The 16616-nt window shown below is 72.9% G+C and carries 12 protein-coding genes; 3 read left to right on the top strand and 9 right to left on the bottom strand.

Annotation, left to right across the window (positions count from 1 at the left end; all coding sequences use genetic code 11):
• Nucleotides 1–23 precede the first annotated feature (23 nt).
• The 7 genes from M8J74_RS03090 to hrcA all read right to left on the bottom strand — a co-directional run bounded on the left by M8J74_RS03090 (nt 24) and on the right by hrcA (nt 8544).
• Nucleotides 24–3224, bottom strand: a complete 3201-nt coding sequence (locus M8J74_RS03090) for a S41 family peptidase (protein ID WP_249834922.1) — start codon at nt 3222–3224, stop codon at nt 24–26.
• A 45-nt stretch (nt 3225–3269) separates the two neighbouring features.
• Nucleotides 3270–3830 (bottom strand): hypothetical protein, encoded by a 561-nt coding sequence (locus tag M8J74_RS03095; protein ID WP_249834923.1) that lies wholly within the window; start codon nt 3828–3830, stop codon nt 3270–3272.
• A gap of 82 nt (nt 3831–3912) precedes the next feature.
• Nucleotides 3913–4305: a VOC family protein gene (locus M8J74_RS03100; RefSeq protein ID WP_249834924.1), complete on the bottom strand. Its 393-nt coding sequence runs from the start codon at nt 4303–4305 to the stop codon at nt 3913–3915.
• Nucleotides 4306–4327: 22 nt separating this feature from the next.
• Nucleotides 4328–5080: a 16S rRNA (uracil(1498)-N(3))-methyltransferase gene (locus M8J74_RS03105; RefSeq protein ID WP_249834925.1), complete on the bottom strand. Its 753-nt coding sequence runs from the start codon at nt 5078–5080 to the stop codon at nt 4328–4330.
• Nucleotides 5077–6153 (bottom strand): nitronate monooxygenase, encoded by a 1077-nt coding sequence (locus tag M8J74_RS03110; protein ID WP_249834926.1) that lies wholly within the window; start codon nt 6151–6153, stop codon nt 5077–5079. Before M8J74_RS03110 ends, M8J74_RS03105 begins: the two co-directional genes overlap by 4 nt.
• Before the next feature lie 237 nt (nt 6154–6390).
• A complete protein-coding gene (dnaJ, locus tag M8J74_RS03115) occupies nt 6391–7527 on the bottom strand; it encodes a molecular chaperone DnaJ (RefSeq protein ID WP_058925360.1) in 1137 nt (378 codons plus the stop codon).
• Nucleotides 7528–8544, bottom strand: coding sequence for a heat-inducible transcriptional repressor HrcA (gene hrcA / locus M8J74_RS03120; protein ID WP_058925359.1), 1017 nt, complete (start codon nt 8542–8544; stop codon nt 7528–7530).
• 150 nt (nt 8545–8694) lie between these two features.
• Here hrcA and M8J74_RS03125 point away from each other — a divergent pair, with 150 nt between their 5' ends.
• Nucleotides 8695–9426, top strand: a complete 732-nt coding sequence (locus M8J74_RS03125; RefSeq protein ID WP_249834927.1) for an MBL fold metallo-hydrolase — start codon at nt 8695–8697, stop codon at nt 9424–9426.
• 31 nt (nt 9427–9457) lie between these two features.
• Nucleotides 9458–10267, top strand: coding sequence for a DUF3097 domain-containing protein (locus M8J74_RS03130; RefSeq protein ID WP_058925357.1), 810 nt, complete (start codon nt 9458–9460; stop codon nt 10265–10267).
• A gap of 12 nt (nt 10268–10279) precedes the next feature.
• Here the strand turns inward: M8J74_RS03130 and hemW are convergent, their stop codons facing one another.
• On the bottom strand, nt 10280–11512 hold the full coding sequence (gene hemW, locus M8J74_RS03135; protein WP_249834928.1) for a radical SAM family heme chaperone HemW: 1233 nt from the start codon (nt 11510–11512) through the stop codon (nt 10280–10282).
• 31 nt (nt 11513–11543) lie between these two features.
• Nucleotides 11544–13445: an ATP-binding SpoIIE family protein phosphatase gene (locus M8J74_RS03140; protein WP_249834929.1), complete on the bottom strand. Its 1902-nt coding sequence runs from the start codon at nt 13443–13445 to the stop codon at nt 11544–11546.
• Nucleotides 13446–13547: 102 nt separating this feature from the next.
• Between M8J74_RS03140 and M8J74_RS03145 the strand changes: the two genes are divergently transcribed.
• Nucleotides 13548–16616, top strand: a 3069-nt coding sequence (locus M8J74_RS03145; RefSeq protein WP_249834930.1) for a HAMP domain-containing protein, incomplete at its 3' end; no start/stop codon positions are given.

Raw genomic sequence — 16616 nt, forward strand, 5'->3', positions numbered from 1 at the left:
TCTAGGTGGGCATCGTATCGCCGTCAGGTGGGCAGGTCCGGCGGTGTTTTGGCGGGCTGTTCCTCCAGGGCCTCCAGTGCCAGGCGGACGGCCTCGTCCAGTTGGGCGTCCCGGCCGGCCGCGTAGTCCTGCGGGCGCTGTACGACCTCCACGTCCGGGTCCACGCCGTGGTTCTCCACGCCCCACCCGTAGCCCTCCAGCCAGAACGCGTACTTCGGCTGGGTGACGAGCGTGCCGTCGACCAGGCGGTAGCGGCTGTCGATGCCGATGACGCCGCCCCAGGTGCGGGTGCCCACGACCGGGCCGATGCCGAGCGCCTTGATGGCGGCGTTGACGATGTCGCCGTCGGAGCCGGAGAATTCGTTGGCGACGGCGACCACGGGTCCGCGGGGCGCGTCCTCGGGGTAGCTGTAGGGGCGCAGGCCGCGGGGCAGGTCCCAGCCGACGATCTTGCGGGCCAGTTTCTCGACGACGAGCTGGGAGGTGTGGCCGCCGCGGTTCTCGCGGACGTCGACGACCAGACCCTCGCGGGCGACCTCGATCCGCAGGTCGCGGTGGATCTGGGCCCAGCCCGGGGCCTGCATGTCGGGAACGTGCAGGTAGCCCAGGCGGCCGCCGGACTTCTCGTGGACGTAGGCGCGGCGGTCGCCGACCCAGGCGTGGTAGCGCAGGGGTTCCTCGTCGGCGACGGGGACGACGACCGCGTGGCGGGGGTCGCCGCCGCCGGAGGGCAGCACGGTGAGCTCGACCGGCTTGCCCGCCGTGCCGACCAGGAGGGGGCCGGGGCCCGTCACCGGGTCGACCGGCCGGCCGGCCACCGCGACGATCGCGTCCCCGGGGCGTACGGCGACGCCGGGCGCGGCGAGCGGGGAGCGCGCGGCGGGGTCGGAGGTCTCGGCGGGCAGGATGCGGTCGATGCGCCAACTGCCGTCCTCGTGACGGGAGATGTCGGCGCCGAGGAGCCCCTGGCGCTCGCCGTGGCCGTGGTTGCCGCGCGGGGTGACGTAGGCGTGCGAGGTGCCGAGTTCGCCCTGCACCTCCCAGAGCAGGTCGACCAGGTCGTCGTGGGTGGCGACGCGGTCGAGGACGGGACGGTAGCGGTCGAGTACGCCGGTCCAGTCGACGCCGCCGAGGTCGGGACGCCAGAAGTTGTCCCGCATGAGCCGGCCGGTCTCGTCGTACATCTGGCGCCACTCGGCGGCCGGGTCGACGGTCTGGCGAATGCGGCCGAGGTCGACGGTGATGTTGCTGTCGCTCTCGTCGTCGTTCGAGGCCCGCCGGTCGCTGGGGACGACCTTGAGCTTGCCGTCGGTCCACAGCAGGACGCGCTTGCCGTCGCCGCTGACGGCGAAGTGGTCGGCGTCGGAGGCCAGGTGCTCGATGCGCTGCTGCGCCAGGTCGTAGCGTTCGAGCCGGCTCTCGGGGTCGGGGTCGTCCGGGTTGGCGCGGGAGGCGCCGAGGACGCCGCGCACCGGGTGACGCAGCCACAGCACGCCGTCCTTGGCGGCCCGCAGGGTGGAGTAGCGGGCGGCCTCGACGGGGAAGGGCACGATCCGGTCGGCGAGCCCTTCGAGGTCGATACGGGTGCTGGGGGCGCCCTCGCTGTCCGGGGTCTCGTCCTTGTCCGGCGCCTCGAAGGGGCGGCCGTGGCGCTGCGGGCCGAACGGGGACGGGGTGGTCGCCGCCAGGGTGATCAGGTGCGGGCGGGAGCCGCCGACGAACGCCAGGTCGAAGACGTGCTCGTCGTAGACGGGGTCGAAGGAGCGCGCCGAGAGGAAGGCGAGGTGCTTGCCGTCCAGGGTGAAGGTGGGCGAGTAGTCCCGGAAGCGGAGCGGGGTCGCCTCGGTGACCGACAGGTCGGTGGTGTTGGCCAGCCGGAGCTGGCGCAGCGGGCGCGGGCCCGGGTGGGACCAGGCCAGCCAGCCGGAGTCGGGCGAGAAGACCAGGCCGCTCACCTCGCCGTCGGCGCTGCGGTCGACCTCGCGGACCTCGCCGCTGTCCCGCTCGACGAGCAGGACGCGGCCGTCGTGGGTGGCGACGGCGACCCGGCTGCCGTCGGGGGCGACGGCGAGGCCGAGGACCCGGCCGAGCTGTCCGGCGGCCAGCCGGCGCGGGGTGGCTCCGGGCGCGGTGCCGGTGGCGGGCGCGAACTCCAGGGCGTCGTCGCCCTCGGCGTCGGTCACCCAGACGACGTGCTCCTCGCCGTCGGCGCGGAAGGTACGCGGCAGCCGGGCGCGCACGCCCGGTTCGGCGGCGAGGGCGCGGGCGGGGCCGGAGCGGTGGGTGACCCAGTGGATCGCGCCGCGGACGGCGACCGCGCTGCCGCGGGCGGTGTGGTCGGGGTGGGCGGAGCCGAACCAGCGGGCGGTGTTCACCGGGAACGGCTGGAGGTCGACGCGGGGGCCGCCGAGCCGGACGTCGAGGCGGCGCGGCTCGGCGCCGTCGAGGTCGTCGAGGATCCACAGCTCACCGGCGGACATGTACACCAGCCGGCTGCCGTCGCCGGCCAGGTGGCGGGCGTAGAAGCCGTCGACGGGGGTGTGCCGGCGCAGGTCGGACCCGTCGGCGAGGGAGGAGTAGACGGCGCCGACGCCCTCGTGGTCGGAGAGGAAGGCGATGCGGTCGCCGGCCCAGACGGGGCTCTCCAGGTTGCCGTCCAGCTCCTCGTGCAGCCGGACGAACTCGCCGTCGCCGTCCGGGTCGATCCACAGCTTGCCCGCCGTACCGCCCCGGTAGCGCTTCCACCAGGCGGCCTCGCGGCCCATCGGCGCGGACAGCAGGACGGTCGCGGGGCCGAAGGCGACGTCGCCGACGGGGCCGTGCGGGAGGGTGGTGGCCGGGCCGCCGTCCAGCGGGATCGCGCGGGCCCAGCTGCGGCGCAGGCTGGCCTGGCCGTAGGTGCTGATGGCGAGGACGTGGCCGTCCGGGGTCCAGCCGCGCACCTGGGTGCGTGAACTCCCCCAATAGGTAAGGCGTTTGGCGGGGCCGCCGTCGACGGGGGCGACGTGCACCTCGGGGGCGCCGTCGCGGGCGGAGGTCCAGGCGACGGTGGCGCCGTCGGGCGAGATGCGCGGGTGGTCCACGGGGACGTTGTCGGCGCTGACCCGCCAGGCCCGGCCGCCGTCGAGGGGCGCGATCCACACGTCGTCCTCGGCGGTGAAGGCGATCAACTCGCCGTGCAGATGCGGATACCGGAGATACGCGGAGGCTGCGAGCTGGGTCACCCGATCACTGTAGGCAGCAGGACCGGCGCGGGGCAGGGGTTTGGATCACTTGCCCTGGACCGGCCAGCACGTCGGGTCGCCCTTGCACCAGATGGTCCGGGTGACGGTCACGGTGACGGTGGGACCCGGCTGGTTGCCGTTGCCCGGGTTGTGGACGATGGGCGACGGGGTGGAGGTGCAGTTGCCGAGGCCGCTGACGTGGAACCAGGTCTTGCCGCCGACCTTGGCGGTGAGGTCGCCGCGCACACAGGCGCCGTCGACCGCGCGGGTGACCTTCCCGGTGACGGTGATCTCCTTGCCGTCCTTGGTCTGCCCCTGGCAGTCGACGTCGGCGACGGTGGTCTCGCTCGCCGAGGGTGCGGCACCGCCGGACGCGTTCTGGTTGTTGTTGCCGTAGTTGGCGGTGCAGCTGAGCCACTGGACGTCGACGTGCTGCCGTTTGAGCTCGGCGGTCGCGGTCAGGTCGGTCGTGTAGGCCACGGCCGCGGAACTGAGCCCGCCCGGATCACACGCCACGGCCCCGCCGAAGGCCAGCAGGGCGAACCCCGCCCCGGCCACCACTCGCCGTCCCCGCGGCCGCCGCCCGATGCGCCTCAACGCCCCCATGGAAGGCAGCCTGCCACTGACGGCGGCCGTACGGTAGGGCGCATACGGCCACGAAAGCGCCCCACGCGCCCCCTTGCGGTGTTCAGCCCCGCAGCAGCAGCCACTCCTGCAGCTCCACCAGGTTCCCCTCGGGGTCCTTGAGATGGGCGACCCGCAGACGGTCCGTCATGGGGGCCGGGCCGTGCAGCAGGACGGCGCCGCGCCCGGTGACGGCCTCGCAGTACGCGTCCAGGTCGTCGACGCGCAGCACCACCAGGGAGCGGTGGCCGCTGGCCTCGTCGCCGATCTCGCCCAGGACCTCGGCCATCATCGAACGGTCCTGCAGCGCGATGCCCGCCGCGCCGGTGGCCGGGCTGAACTTCTCGTACGGTCCCTCGGCCGCCCCCGACTGCGGTTTGAGGCCGAGGACCTCGGCGTAGAAGCGGTAGCAGGCGGCGAAGTCGCCGACGAGGAGCCGGACCTGGGCGAGTTCCATGGTGTTCTCCGTACCCGCCCGGTCAGGACCAGCGGCCGGTGCGGCCGAGGAGCAGGGCGGTGGCAGCGGTGCCGGCGGTCGAGGTGCGCAGCACGCTGCGCCCGAGCCGGTACGCCTTCGCGCCCGACTCCTCGAAGAGCTCCAACTCCTGCGGGGCGATGCCCCCTTCGGGCCCGACGACCAGCACGATCTCGCCCTCGGCGGGGAGTTCGGCGGTCGCCAGCGGCTCGCTGCCGTAGTCGCGGTCCTCGTGCAGTACGGCGGCGAAGTCGGCTTTGGCGAGAAGTGCCGCAACCTGCTTGGTCGTCGCCGCGTCCGCGACCTCCGGGAAGCGCAGCCGGCGGGACTGCTTGCCGGCCTCGCGGGCGGTGGCCCGCCACTTGGCGAGCGCCTTCAGTCCCCGCTCGCCCTTCCACTGCGTGATGCAGCGGGCGGCCTGCCAGGGGACGATCGCGTCCACCCCGGTCTCGGTCATCGTCTCGACCGCCAGCTCGCCGCGGTCGCCCTTGGGCAGGGCCTGGACGACCGTGATCCGCGGGGAGGGTTCCGCTTCCACGGGAAGGTCGACGGCCTCGACGACGAGCCGGTCCTTCCCCGAGGCGCTGAGGACGACCCCGGCCGCGCCGCGGCCCCTGCCGTCGGTCAGCACCACGTCCTCGCCGGCCTGCAGCCGCTTCACCGACACCGCGTGCCGTCCCTCGGGCCCCTCCACCTCGACGACCGAGCCGGGGCCGACGCCCTCCAGCGACTCCACGACGAACACCGGCGCGGTCATCGCAGTCCTCCCTTGTCCGACAACGCTGTCCGGGCCACGTCGAGTTCGGCGGCCAGGACCTCCACCAGCTGCCCGGCGGGCATCTCGCGGGCCATGCGGTGGCCCTGCCCGGCCCACAGCGCCATGCCCTGCGCGTCCCCGCCCGCGGCGGCCTTCTTGCGCAGCGGCGCGGTGAGGTGGTGGACGTCGGGGTAGGCGGCGGGGGCGTACGGGCCGTGCTCGCGCAGGAAGCGGTTGACCAGGCCGCGGGCGGGGCGGCCGGAGAAGGCGCGGGTGAGCTCCGTACGCACGAACAGGGGGTTGGTCAGGGCCTGTTTGTGGACGGCGGCCGCACCGGACTCGGGGGTGGCGAGGAACGCGGTGCCGAGCTGGGCGGCGGTCGCGCCCGCCGCGAGGACGGCGGCGATCTGGCTGCCGCGCATGATGCCGCCGGCGGCGACGATGGGCAGGCTCACGGTCTCGCGGATCTGGGCGACGAGGGAGAGCAGGCCGATCCCGGAGCCGTCGCTCTCCGGCAGGTCGCGGTGGGTGCCCTGGTGGCCGCCGGCCTCCACGCCCTGCGCGATCACCGCGTCGGCGCCGGCCCGCTCGACGGCCAGCGCCTCCTCCGCGGTGGTCGCGGTGACGAGGGTGTACGTGCCGAGGCGGTGCAGCGAGTCGACGACCTCCCGGCTGGGCACACCGAAGTGGAACGACACCACCGGCACCGGGTTGTCCAGCAGCACGGCGAGCTTGGCGTCGTAGCCGTCGTCGCGGCCGCTGTCGGGGTCACCCAGCTCGACCTCGTACCAGGCGGCCTCGCCGGCCAGCTGATGGGCGTAGACCTCGACGGCGGACCGGTCGGTGTGGTCGGGCTGCGGCATGAAGAGGTTGACGCCGAAGGGGCGCTTGGTCAGTCCGCGGAGCTGCTTGATCTCCTGGTACATGCCGTCGGCGGTCTTGTACCCGGCGGCCAGGAACCCCAGCCCGCCCGCCTCGGACACGGCCTGGGCGAGATGAGGCACGGAGACGCCGCCCGCCATGGGGGCCTGCACGATCGGGTGGGGGAAGAGATCGGTCAGCGCGGAGGACATGCCCGCATGTTGTCACGTCCCCCGAACAAGTCCGAATCGACCCGTCCCCTTGGCACGCGGCGCCCGTACCAGCCCGTCCGGGGCTTCAGGGCGGGGGCCGACTCCGGGCTTCACCGGAACACCGGCCCGCGCAATGTCAGCCCGTCCGGCGTTTGAGGACGAGGCCCGTCCAGGGCCGAAGCGGGGGTCCGGGGGCCGCAGGCCCCCGGCAACGGCGAGCGGGCCCCCGCCCCCGGCTCACCGCCCGTTGAACGCGTCCTTCAGCCGCGAGAACAACCCCTGCTGCCCCGGCTGGAACTGCCCCTGCGGCCGCTCCTCGCCCCGCAGCTTCGCCAGCTCCCGCAGCAACCGCTCCTGCTCGGGGTCGAGCTTCGTCGGGGTCTGGACCTCGACGTGGACGATCAGGTCGCCCCGGCCGCCGCCGCGCAGATGCGTGACGCCCCGGCCGTGCAGCGGGATCGACTGGCCGGACTGGGTGCCGGGCCGGATGTCGACCTCCTCCATGCCGTCCAGCGTCTCCAGCGGCACCTTGGTGCCGAGGGACGCCGCCGTCATCGGGATCGTGACCGTGCAGTGCAGGTCGTCGCCGCGCCGCTGGAAGGTGGAGTGCGGGAGTTCGTGGATCTCGACGTACAGGTCACCGGCCGGGCCGCCGCCCGGACCGACCTCGCCCTCGCCCGCGAGCTGGATGCGGGTGCCGTTGTCGACACCGGCGGGGATCTTGACCGTCAGCGTGCGGCGGGAGCGGATGCGGCCGTCGCCGGCGCACTCCGGGCACGGGGTGGGGACGACGGTCCCGAAGCCCTGGCACTGGGGGCAGGGCCGGGAGGTCATGACCTGGCCCAGGAAGGACCGGGTCACCTGCGAGACCTCACCGCGGCCGCGGCACATGTCGCACGTCTGCGCGGAGGTGCCGGGGGCCGCGCCCTCGCCGTTGCAGGTGTTGCAGACGACGGCCGTGTCGACCTGGATGTCCTTGGTCGTGCCGAAGGCCGCCTCGTCCAGCTCGATCTCCAGCCGGATCATCGCGTCCTGGCCGCGCCGGGTGCGCGAGCGCGGACCGCGCTGGGACGCCGTACCGAAGAAGGCGTCCATGATGTCCGAGAAGTTCCCGAAGCCGCCCGCGCCGAAGCCGCCCGCGCCACCGCCGCCCGCCTGCGAGAGCGGGTCGCCACCGAGGTCGTAGACCTGCTTCTTCTGCGGGTCCGACAGCACCTCGTAGGCGGCGTTGATCTCCTTGAACCGCTCCTGGGTCTTCGGATCGGGGTTGACGTCCGGGTGCAGCTCGCGTGCGAGCCGCCGGAACGCCTTCTTGATCTCATCCTGCGACGCGTCGCGGCGCACGCCGAGAACGGCGTAATAGTCCGTGGCCACTTACGACTCCGCCAGGATCTGTCCGACGTACCGTGCCACTGCGCGTACCGCTCCCATCGTTCCCGGGTAATCCATGCGGGTCGGTCCGACCACGCCGAGTTTGGCGACTGCCTCGCCGCCCGAACCGTAGCCGACCGAGACCACGGACGTGGAGTTGAGTCCCTCGTAGGCGTTCTCGTGACCGATGCGTACGGTCATGCCCGAATCCCCTGCCTCGCCGAGCAACTTGAGGAGGACCACCTGTTCCTCCAACGCCTCCAGCACCGGCCGGATGGTGAGGGGGAAGTCATGTCCGAAGCGGGTCAGATTGGCGGTTCCGCCGATCATCAGCCGCTCCTCGTTCTCCTCGACGAGAGTCTCGAGGAGGGTGGAAAGCACTGTCGAGACGGTGCCCCGGTCCTCCACGTCGAAACCCTCGGGCAGGTCCTCGACCAGCCGCGGCACGTCCGCGAAGCGGCGCCCCGCGACCCGGCTGTTCAGCCGCGCCCGCAGATCCGCGAGCGAGGCCTCCCCGAACGGCGCCGGGCAGTCGACCATCCGCTGCTCCACCCGCCCGGTGTCCGTGATCAGCACGAGCATCACCCGCGCGGGGGCGAGCGAGAGCAGTTCCACGTGCCGCACGGTCGAGCGGGTCAGCGACGGGTACTGCACGACGGCGACCTGCCGGGTCAGCTGCGCCAGCAGCCGCACGGTCCGGGCCACCACGTCGTCCAGGTCGACGGCGCCGTCGAGGAAGTTCTGGATCGCGCGCCGCTCGGGCGCGGTCATCGGCTTCACACCGGCGAGCTTGTCGACGAACAGGCGGTAGCCCTTGTCGGTCGGGATGCGCCCGGCGCTGGTGTGCGGCTGGGCGATGAACCCCTCGTCCTCCAGGGCCGCCATGTCGTTGCGGACCGTGGCCGGGGACACGCCGAGGTTGTGCCGCTCGGTCAGGGCCTTGGACCCGACCGGCTCCTCGGTGCCGACATAGTCCTGGACGATGGCGCGCAGCACCTGAAGTCGTCGTTCACTCAGCATCGCGCACACCTCCAGCTGTCGTCCCCTGGCACTTGGCCTGGCACTCTGTCCGTCCGAGTGCCAGCACTCCCCGGCCCAGTGTACGGCGGTGGGGTACCGCCGAGGCAAGGTCGGTCCCGCCTCACGGGCTGCTCCGGCTAGCGTCGCGGTATGACGGTGACTTGGGAAGAGCTCGGGTGGGAGCGGGTGGCGGCCGGGGTCGGCCGGTGCCGGCTGCCCGGCTGGGACTGCACGGCGGGGCTGGTCGTCGGGGACGGCACGGCCCTGGTGATCGACGCGGGATCGAGCCTCGCGGAGGGCGCGCTGCTGCGTGCGCAGGCCGGGGAACTGGCCGGGCACCGTGTGACCCATCTCGCGCTGACCCACCCGCATTTCGACCATGTCTTCGGTGCGGCGGCGTTCGCGGGCGCCGAGGTGTACGGCGCGGTGGGCGTGGACACGCTGCTCGGCGCCCGGCACGCGCGTGAGGCGCTGCGCGAGGACGCGGTGCGCAACGGGCTGGACGCGCGCGTGGCCGAGGAGGCGGTGGACTCGCTGGTCGCGCCCCGCCATCACGTCTCCGGCGAGTGGACCCTGGACCTGGGCGGCGACCGGCAGGTGCTGCTGGCGAACGTGGGGCCCGGGCACACCGCGCACGACCTCGCCGTCCTGGTCCCCGGCTCCCCCGAGGTGGTCTTCTGCGGCGACCTGGTCGAGGAGTCCGGCGAGCCCCAGGCCGGTCCCGACGCCGTGCCCTCGCACTGGCCCGCCGCCCTCGACCGCCTGCTCGACCTGGGCGGCGAGGACGCGCTGTACGTGCCCGGTCACGGAGCGGTGGTGGACGCGGGGTTCGTCCGGGCGCAACGGGACGCGCTGGCGGCGCGTTTCGGCGTGTCGCGGTGATCGCCGCGGGTCTTCTCCTATCGTCGTTCGAATGCGCCAGTACTCCGCCGACCTGACCCCTCCCTGGAAGAAGCCGAAGCCGGTTCCCGAGGTCCCGGCGGAGCCCGGTCTGGTGGTCGAGGAGGCCGGTACCGGTTTCTGCGGCGCGGTGATCCGCTGCGAGGCCGGCACGGTGACCCTGGAGGACCGCTTCGGCAAGCACCGCGTGTTCCCGATGGAACCGCGCGGTTTCCTGCTGGAGGGCCGGGTGGTGACGCTCGTCCGCCCGGCCGGCGGCACACCCGTACGGCCCGCTCGCACCGCGTCCGGCTCGGTCGCCGTCCCGAGCGCACGCGCGCGCGTGGCCCGCGCCGGGCGGATCTACGTCGAGGGCCGGCACGACGCCGAGCTGGTGGAGAAGGTCTGGGGCGACGACCTGCGCATCGAGGGCGTGGTCGTGGAGTACCTGGAGGGCGTGGACGACCTGCCGTCGATCGTGGCCGAGTTCGCGCCGGGGCCGGACGCGCGGCTGGGCGTCCTCGTGGACCACCTGGTGCCGGGCACGAAGGAGTGGCGGATCGCCCAGCAGGTGACCAGCGAGCACGCGCTGGTCGTCGGGCATCCCTACATCGACATCTGGGAGGCGGTGAAGCCGTCGTCCCTCGGCATCGAGGCCTGGCCGCGCGTCCCGCACGGCCAGGACTGGAAGACCGGCGTGTGCCGGGCGCTGGGCTGGCCGTCGGAGAACACGGGCGCCGTGTGGCAGGCGATCCTGAAGCGGGTGGGTTCCTACAAGGACCTGGAGCCGGAGCTGCTGGGCCGCGTCGAGGAACTGATCGACTTCGTCACGGCCCCGGAGTGAACCCGGCGGCGGTCAGTCGACCAGGTCCCTGACCACCGCGTCCGCCAGCAGCCGCCCCCGCAGGGTCAGCACGGCCCGGCCCTCCTCGTACGGGTCCTGCCGCAGCAGTCCGTCCGACAGGGCCCGGCGCGCGGCCGCCAGCCCGGCCGGCTTCAGCAGGTCCAGCGGCGCCCCGTCGCGCAGGCGCAGCTCCAGCAGGACGCGCTCCACCCGCCGGTCCTCCGCCGAGAGCACCTCGCGGCCCGCCCCCGGGGACTTCCCCGCCGCCAGGGCCGCCGCGTAGGCGCCGGGGTGCTTCACGTTCCACCAGCGCACCCCGCCGACGTGCGAGTGCGCTCCGGGGCCCGCGCCCCACCAGTCGGCGCCGCGCCAGTACAGCTCGTTGTGCAGGCAGCGGGCCGCTTGCGAGGTCGCCCAGTTGGAGACCTCGTACCAGTCGAAGCCCGCGCCCGACAGGACGTCCTCCGCGATCAGGTAGCGGTCGGCGTGGACGTCGTCGTCGGTCATCGGGATCTCACCACGGCGGATGCGGCGGGCCAGCTGCGTGCCCTCCTCGACGATCAGCGCGTACGCCGACACGTGGTCCGGGCCCGCGCCGATCGCCGCCTCCAGGGACGCCCGCCAGTCGTCGTCGGACTCGCCCGGGGTGCCGTAGATCAAGTCCAGGTTGACGTGCTCGAAGCCCGCCGCCCGCGCCTCCGCCACGCACGCCTCGGGGCGGCCGGGGGTGTGGGTGCGGTCCAGGACCTTCAGCACGTGCTGCCGGGCGCTCTGCATGCCGAAGGAGATCCGGTTGAAGCCGCCCTCGCGAAGAGCGGTGAGGTAGGCGGGGTCGACCGACTCGGGGTTGGCCTCCGTGGTGACCTCGGCGTCCGCCGCGAGCCCGAACTCGTCGCGGATCGCGGCGAGCATCCGTACGAGGTCGCCGGCGGCCAGCAGGGTCGGGGTGCCGCCGCCGACGAAGACCGTGCGGACCTGCCGCGGGTCGTCGCCCAGGACCTTGCGGGCCAGGCGGATCTCGTCGATCAGGGTGTCGGCGTAGTTCTCCCGGGAGGCGAGGACTCCGCCCGTGCCGCGCAGCTCGGTGGCGGTGTAGGTGTTGAAGTCGCAGTAGCCGCAGCGGGTGGCGCAGTACGGCACGTGCAGGTAGAAGCCGAGGGGGCGGTCGGCGGCCCCGGTGAGTGCGGACGCGGGCAGTGCGCCGTCGGCGGGGACCGGCTCGCCGTCGGGGAGTGCGGAAGGCATGCCTTCCATTGTCCCGTACCGGCGCGGTTGCTCACTCCGCCTGCAGCACCAGCAGCGCCAGGTCGTCCTCGGGCGGCCGTCCGCCGAACTCGTGCACCAGGCGTCTGATGCGCTCCGCGATCAGCTCGGCGCTCAGGCCCGCGCAGCCGGCCAGCGCGGCGGCGAGGCCGTCGGCGTCGTCGAACTGGGCGGAGCCGGAGCGGCGCTCGGTGACGCCGTCGGTGACGCACAGCAGGCTGTCGCCGGGGCCGAGCGCGAAGCTCTCGCTGGTGTACGTCTCGTCCTCGACGACGCCGAGGAGGGTCTGCGGCCGGGCGGCCGTGCGCACGTCCCCGTCGGCCCCGAGCAGCAGGGGCAGCGGGTGCCCGGCGGAGGCGAGGGTGCAGCGGACCCCGCCGTCGAAGGGGGTCAGCTCGCCGTAGAGGAGGGACAGGAAGCGGGTCTGCGGGCCGTCGGCGGGGCCGACCGGCTGGACCAGGGCCCGGGCCGCCGCGTCCGCGGCCTCCGTGGCGTCGTCGAGAAGGAGCCGGTTGAGGCGGTCCAGGACGCCGGCGACGCCGTAGCCCTCGCGGGCCAGCAGCCGCAGCCAGGGGCGGGCCAGACCGATGACGACGGCGGCCTCGGGGCCCTTGCCCTGGACGTCCCCGACGGCGAAGCACCAGCGGCCGTCGCCGGCCGGGAAGAGGTCGTAGAAGTCGCCGCTGGGGCCGCCCTTGTCGCACGGCTCGTAGACGAGGGCGCTGCGCACGCCGGGGATCTCGGCGACGGCGGCGGGCAGCAGACCGCGCTGCAGAACCTTGCTGATGGTGGCCTGGCGGGCGTACTGGCGGGCCGTGCCGACGGCGAGCGCCACCCGGCGGCTGAGGTCCTCGACGAGCCCGGTGACCTCGTCGGGGAAGCGCAGGAGTCCGGCGCGGCCGATGACGAGGGTGCCCAGCGGGCGGCCGCCGGCGATCAGGCGGTAGGCGAGCGCCGCGCCGTGGGCGTCGCGCGGGTCGAGGGCCTCGGCCGGCCAGGGGTGGGCGACGGGCCCGGACTGCAGGGCTCCGGGCGGGGGCGGCGGGTCCTTCTCCAGCACCCGCCGCAGTTCCTCGATGCGGTTCTCGCTGCCGTGCCAGACGCGGGCCAGCCGTGGACCGGTGCCGCCGCCCTGGTGGGGCGGCGGTCCGGGGTCGAGGGTCTCCCAGCGGCCCATCACCTCGTCCTCCAGCCATACGGCGCACCAGTCGGCGAGCCGCGGCACGATCAGCTGTCCGGTGAGGGCGGCGACCAGGTTCTCGTCGAGCTGCCCGGCGAGCAGGTCGGAGGCCTCGGCGAGGAAGGACAGGGCGCCGCGGTGGAGCCAGTCCGCGTCGTGTTCGGCCCGCCGGGGTTCGGGGGCGAGGAATCCGGCCACGTCGAGGCCGTACTCCACCGCGCCGCCGTCGTCGGCCGTGTCCTCCTCGGTCGGCAGCCGTGCCCACACCGTCTTGGCGCCCCTGCCGTAGGTGACGCCCCAGGACTCGGCGAGCCGGGCGACCAGGCGCAGTCCGCGGCCGTACTCGTGCGTCGCGCGCGCGGGTTCGGTGTCCGTGCCGCGGGGCGGCCGGGAGGGGTGCTGGTCGCGGACCTCGACGAGGAGGGTGCCGGCGGTGTCCTCCAGCCGGCAGCTCACGTGCACGTCGGTGCCGGCGTGCACGACGGCGTTGGTGACGAGTTCGCTGACGACGAGCAGCGCGTCCTCGGCGAGCCGGTCGGTGAGGCGGTCGGCGCCGGGCAGCCCGTCCTCCGTCCACCGGGCGAAGGCGGCGCGTACGAGCGCGCGGGCGGATCCGGGCGCGACGGAGCTTCCGGGCAGGGTGGCGTGCGCCCACGCCCGCGCGCCTTCGCGCGCCTCCCCGTGCGCGGGCGCGTCGCGGGCGGCGGTCTTCCGTTGGATCGGAACGGCCCCCATGTCCAGCTCCCCGAGCAGTTCGGACGAATACGCCTCGGTCGATGCGGACAGAGTGACAGACTGACCACGCCCATAAGCGCCGAGTTACCGAAGTGGGCCGCCATGAGTGAGAACAGTGCTATGCGTTCGCTCGAAGACGGACAGGAATGCGAACAAGTCCGAGCATCGGAGCTGCGCCCGCTGCTCGCGGCGATGACGGCGGCCCGGGACGGCGACTTCACGAAGGTCCCCGAGACGGGGCACGGCATGGTGGCCGAACTGACCGCCGTCTTCAACCAGATCGCGGACCGCAACATGCACTTCAACCGTGAGGTGCAGCGGGTCAAGCGGGAGCTGGTGCGGCACGGCCGGCTCGACGAGCGGCTGTCGGCGAGCCCGGGGCAGGGTGCCTGGGCCACCCGGGTCACCGACGTCAACCAGTTGCTGGACGCCCTGGTGGCCCCGGCGGCGAACGCGACCCGGGTGCTGGACGCGGTGGCCGGGGGCGATCTGACGCAGCGGGTCGACCTGCACGACGGCAACCGGCAGCTCAGGGGTGATCTGCGGCGGCTGGGCCGGGCCGTGAACAAGATGGTCGACCAGCTGTCGCTGTTCACCGGCGAGGTGACCCGGGTCGCGCGCGAGGTGGGCACCGAGGGGCGGCTCGGCGGGCGGGCCAAGGTGCAGGGTCTGTCGGGGAGTTGGCGGGACGTGACCGAGGCGGTCAACACGATGGCCGCCCGGCTGACCGCTCAGGTGCGCGACATCGCCCTGGTGACGACGGCGGTGGCGCGCGGTGACCTGACCCGCACGGTGACGGTCGAGGCGACCGGCGAGCTGCTGGAGCTGAAGCTCACCGTGAACACGATGGTGGACCAGCTCTCCGCCTTCGCCGACGAGGTGACGAGGGTGGCCCGCGAGGTCGGCACCGAGGGCCAGCTGGGCGGGCGGGCGCAGGTGCGCGGGGTCTCCGGCGTCTGGAAGGACCTCACGGACAACGTCAACTTCATGGCGTCGAACCTCACTTCGCAGGTCCGCAACATCGCCCAGGTGACGACCGCCGTGGCCAACGGCGACCTGTCACAGAAGATCACCGTCGACGCGAAGGGCGAGATCCTGGAGCTGAAGTCGACCATCAACACGATGGTGGACCAGCTCTCCGCCTTCGCCGACGAGGTGACGAGGGTCGCCCGCGAGGTCGGCACCGAGGGCAACCTCGGCGGGCGGGCGCAGGTGCGCGGCGTCTCGGGGGTCTGGAAGGACCTCACCGACAACGTCAACTTCATGGCGGACAACCTGACTTCGCAGGTCCGCAACATCGCCCTGGTGTCGACGGCCGTCGCCCAGGGCGACCTCGGCAAGAAGATCACGGTGGAGGCGAAGGGCGAGATCCTGGAGCTGAAGTCGACGATCAACACCATGGTGGACCAGCTCTCCGCCTTCGCCGACGAGGTCACCCGGGTGGCCCGCGAGGTCGGCACCGAGGGCAACCTCGGCGGCCAGGCGCAGGTGCGGGGCGTCTCCGGGGTCTGGAAGGACCTCACGGACAATGTCAACTTCATGGCGCTGAACCTGACCTCGCAGGTGCGCAACATCGCCCAGGTGACGACCGCCGTCGCCAACGGCGACCTGTCGAAGAAGATCACCGTCGACGCGCGCGGCGAGATCCTGGAGCTGAAGGACACCGTCAACACGATGGTGGAGCAGCTGCGCGCCTTCGCCGACGAGGTGACCCGCGTGGCCCGCGAGGTCGGCACCGACGGCCGGCTGGGCGGGCGCGCCCAGGTGCTGGGGGTGTCCGGCGTCTGGCGGGATCTGACCGACAACGTCAACTACATGGCGGACAACCTCACTTCGCAGGTGCGCAACATCGCCCAGGTGACGACCGCCGTCGCCAACGGCGACCTGTCGAAGAAGATCGACGTGGACGCGCGCGGCGAGATCCTGGAGCTGAAGACCGCCATCAACACCATGGTCGACACGCTCTCCTCCTTCTCCTCGGAGGTCACCCGCGTCGCCCGCGAGGTGGGCTCGGAGGGCCAACTCGGCGGCCAGGCACGGGTCGAGGGCGTCTACGGCACCTGGAAGCGGCTGACGACCAACGTGAACGAACTGGCGTCGAACCTGACCACCCAGGTCCGCGCGATCGCCGAGGTGGCCTCCGCGGTGGCGCAGGGCGACATGTCCCGCTCGATCACGGTGGAGACCCAGGGCGAGGTCGCCGAGCTCAAGGACAACATCAACCTCATGGTGGCCAACCTCCGCGAGACGACCCGCGCCAAGGACTGGCTGGAATCCAACCTCGCCCGCCTCGCGGCCCTGATGCAGGGCCACCGGGACCTGATGGAGGTCGCCGACCTGATCCTGCGGGAGCTGACCCCGCTGGTGAACGCCCAGTACGGCGCGTTCTTCCTGGCCGACCCGGACGAGGACGGAGCGTCGATCCGGGCCACCGTCCCCGCGAAGGGGCTGGCGTTCATCGCCGGTTACGGCTCGGCGCAGGGGGCGACCGTCGAGACCGGCGGCCTGCCGGTGCACGGCCTGGTGCGCCAGGCGGCCCGCGAGAAGAAGCGGATCCTGGTCGATGAGGCCCCGCCGGACTACATCAAGATCAACAGCGGGCTCGGCGAGGCGGCCCCGACCAGTGTCGTGATCATCCCGATCCTCTTCGAGGACAAGCTCCTCGGCGTGATCGAACTCGCCTCGTTCTCCCGCTTCTCCGACGTCCATCTGGCGTTCTTCGACCAGTTCGTGAACACCATCGGCGTGGCGATCAACACCATCATCGCCAACTCCCGCACCGAGTCCCTGCTCGGCGAGTCCCAGCGGCTGGCGATGCAGTTGCAGGAGCGCTCCGACGAACTGCAGAAGCAGCAGGCGGAGTTGCAGCGCTCGAACGCCGAACTGGAGGAGAAGGCCGCCCTGCTGGCCACCAGCTCGCAGTACAAGTCGGAGTTCCTGGCCAACATGTCGCACGAGCTGCGCACCCCGCTCAACTCCCTGCTGATCCTGGCCCGCCTGCTGTCGGACAACCCCGACGGCCATCTCTCGGACCAGGAGGTGCAGTTCGCCACGACGATCCACCGCTCCGGCTCCGACCTGCTGCAGCTGATCAACGACATCCTGGACCTGTCGAAGATCGAGGCCGGCCGGATGGACGTACGCCCGAAGAAGCTGCCGCTGATCAAGCTC

It is taken from the genome of Streptomyces panaciradicis (assembly GCF_023516615.1).
GTDB lineage: Bacteria > Actinomycetota > Actinomycetes > Streptomycetales > Streptomycetaceae > Streptomyces > Streptomyces panaciradicis.

Coding starts and splice junctions, on each gene's coding strand:
- M8J74_RS03095 (WP_249834923.1), bottom strand. CDS start 3,830: ATGGGGGCGTTGAGGCGCATCGGGCGGCGGCCGCGGGGACGGCGAGTG.
- M8J74_RS03100 (WP_249834924.1), bottom strand. CDS start 4,305: ATGGAACTCGCCCAGGTCCGGCTCCTCGTCGGCGACTTCGCCGCCTGC.
- M8J74_RS03105 (WP_249834925.1), bottom strand. CDS start 5,080: ATGACCGCGCCGGTGTTCGTCGTGGAGTCGCTGGAGGGCGTCGGCCCC.
- M8J74_RS03110 (WP_249834926.1), bottom strand. CDS start 6,153: ATGTCCTCCGCGCTGACCGATCTCTTCCCCCACCCGATCGTGCAGGCC.
- hrcA (WP_058925359.1), bottom strand. CDS start 8,544: ATGCTGAGTGAACGACGACTTCAGGTGCTGCGCGCCATCGTCCAGGAC.
- M8J74_RS03125 (WP_249834927.1), top strand. CDS start 8,695: ATGACGGTGACTTGGGAAGAGCTCGGGTGGGAGCGGGTGGCGGCCGGG.
- M8J74_RS03130 (WP_058925357.1), top strand. CDS start 9,458: ATGCGCCAGTACTCCGCCGACCTGACCCCTCCCTGGAAGAAGCCGAAG.
- hemW (WP_249834928.1), bottom strand. CDS start 11,512: ATGCCTTCCGCACTCCCCGACGGCGAGCCGGTCCCCGCCGACGGCGCA.
- M8J74_RS03140 (WP_249834929.1), bottom strand. CDS start 13,445: ATGGGGGCCGTTCCGATCCAACGGAAGACCGCCGCCCGCGACGCGCCC.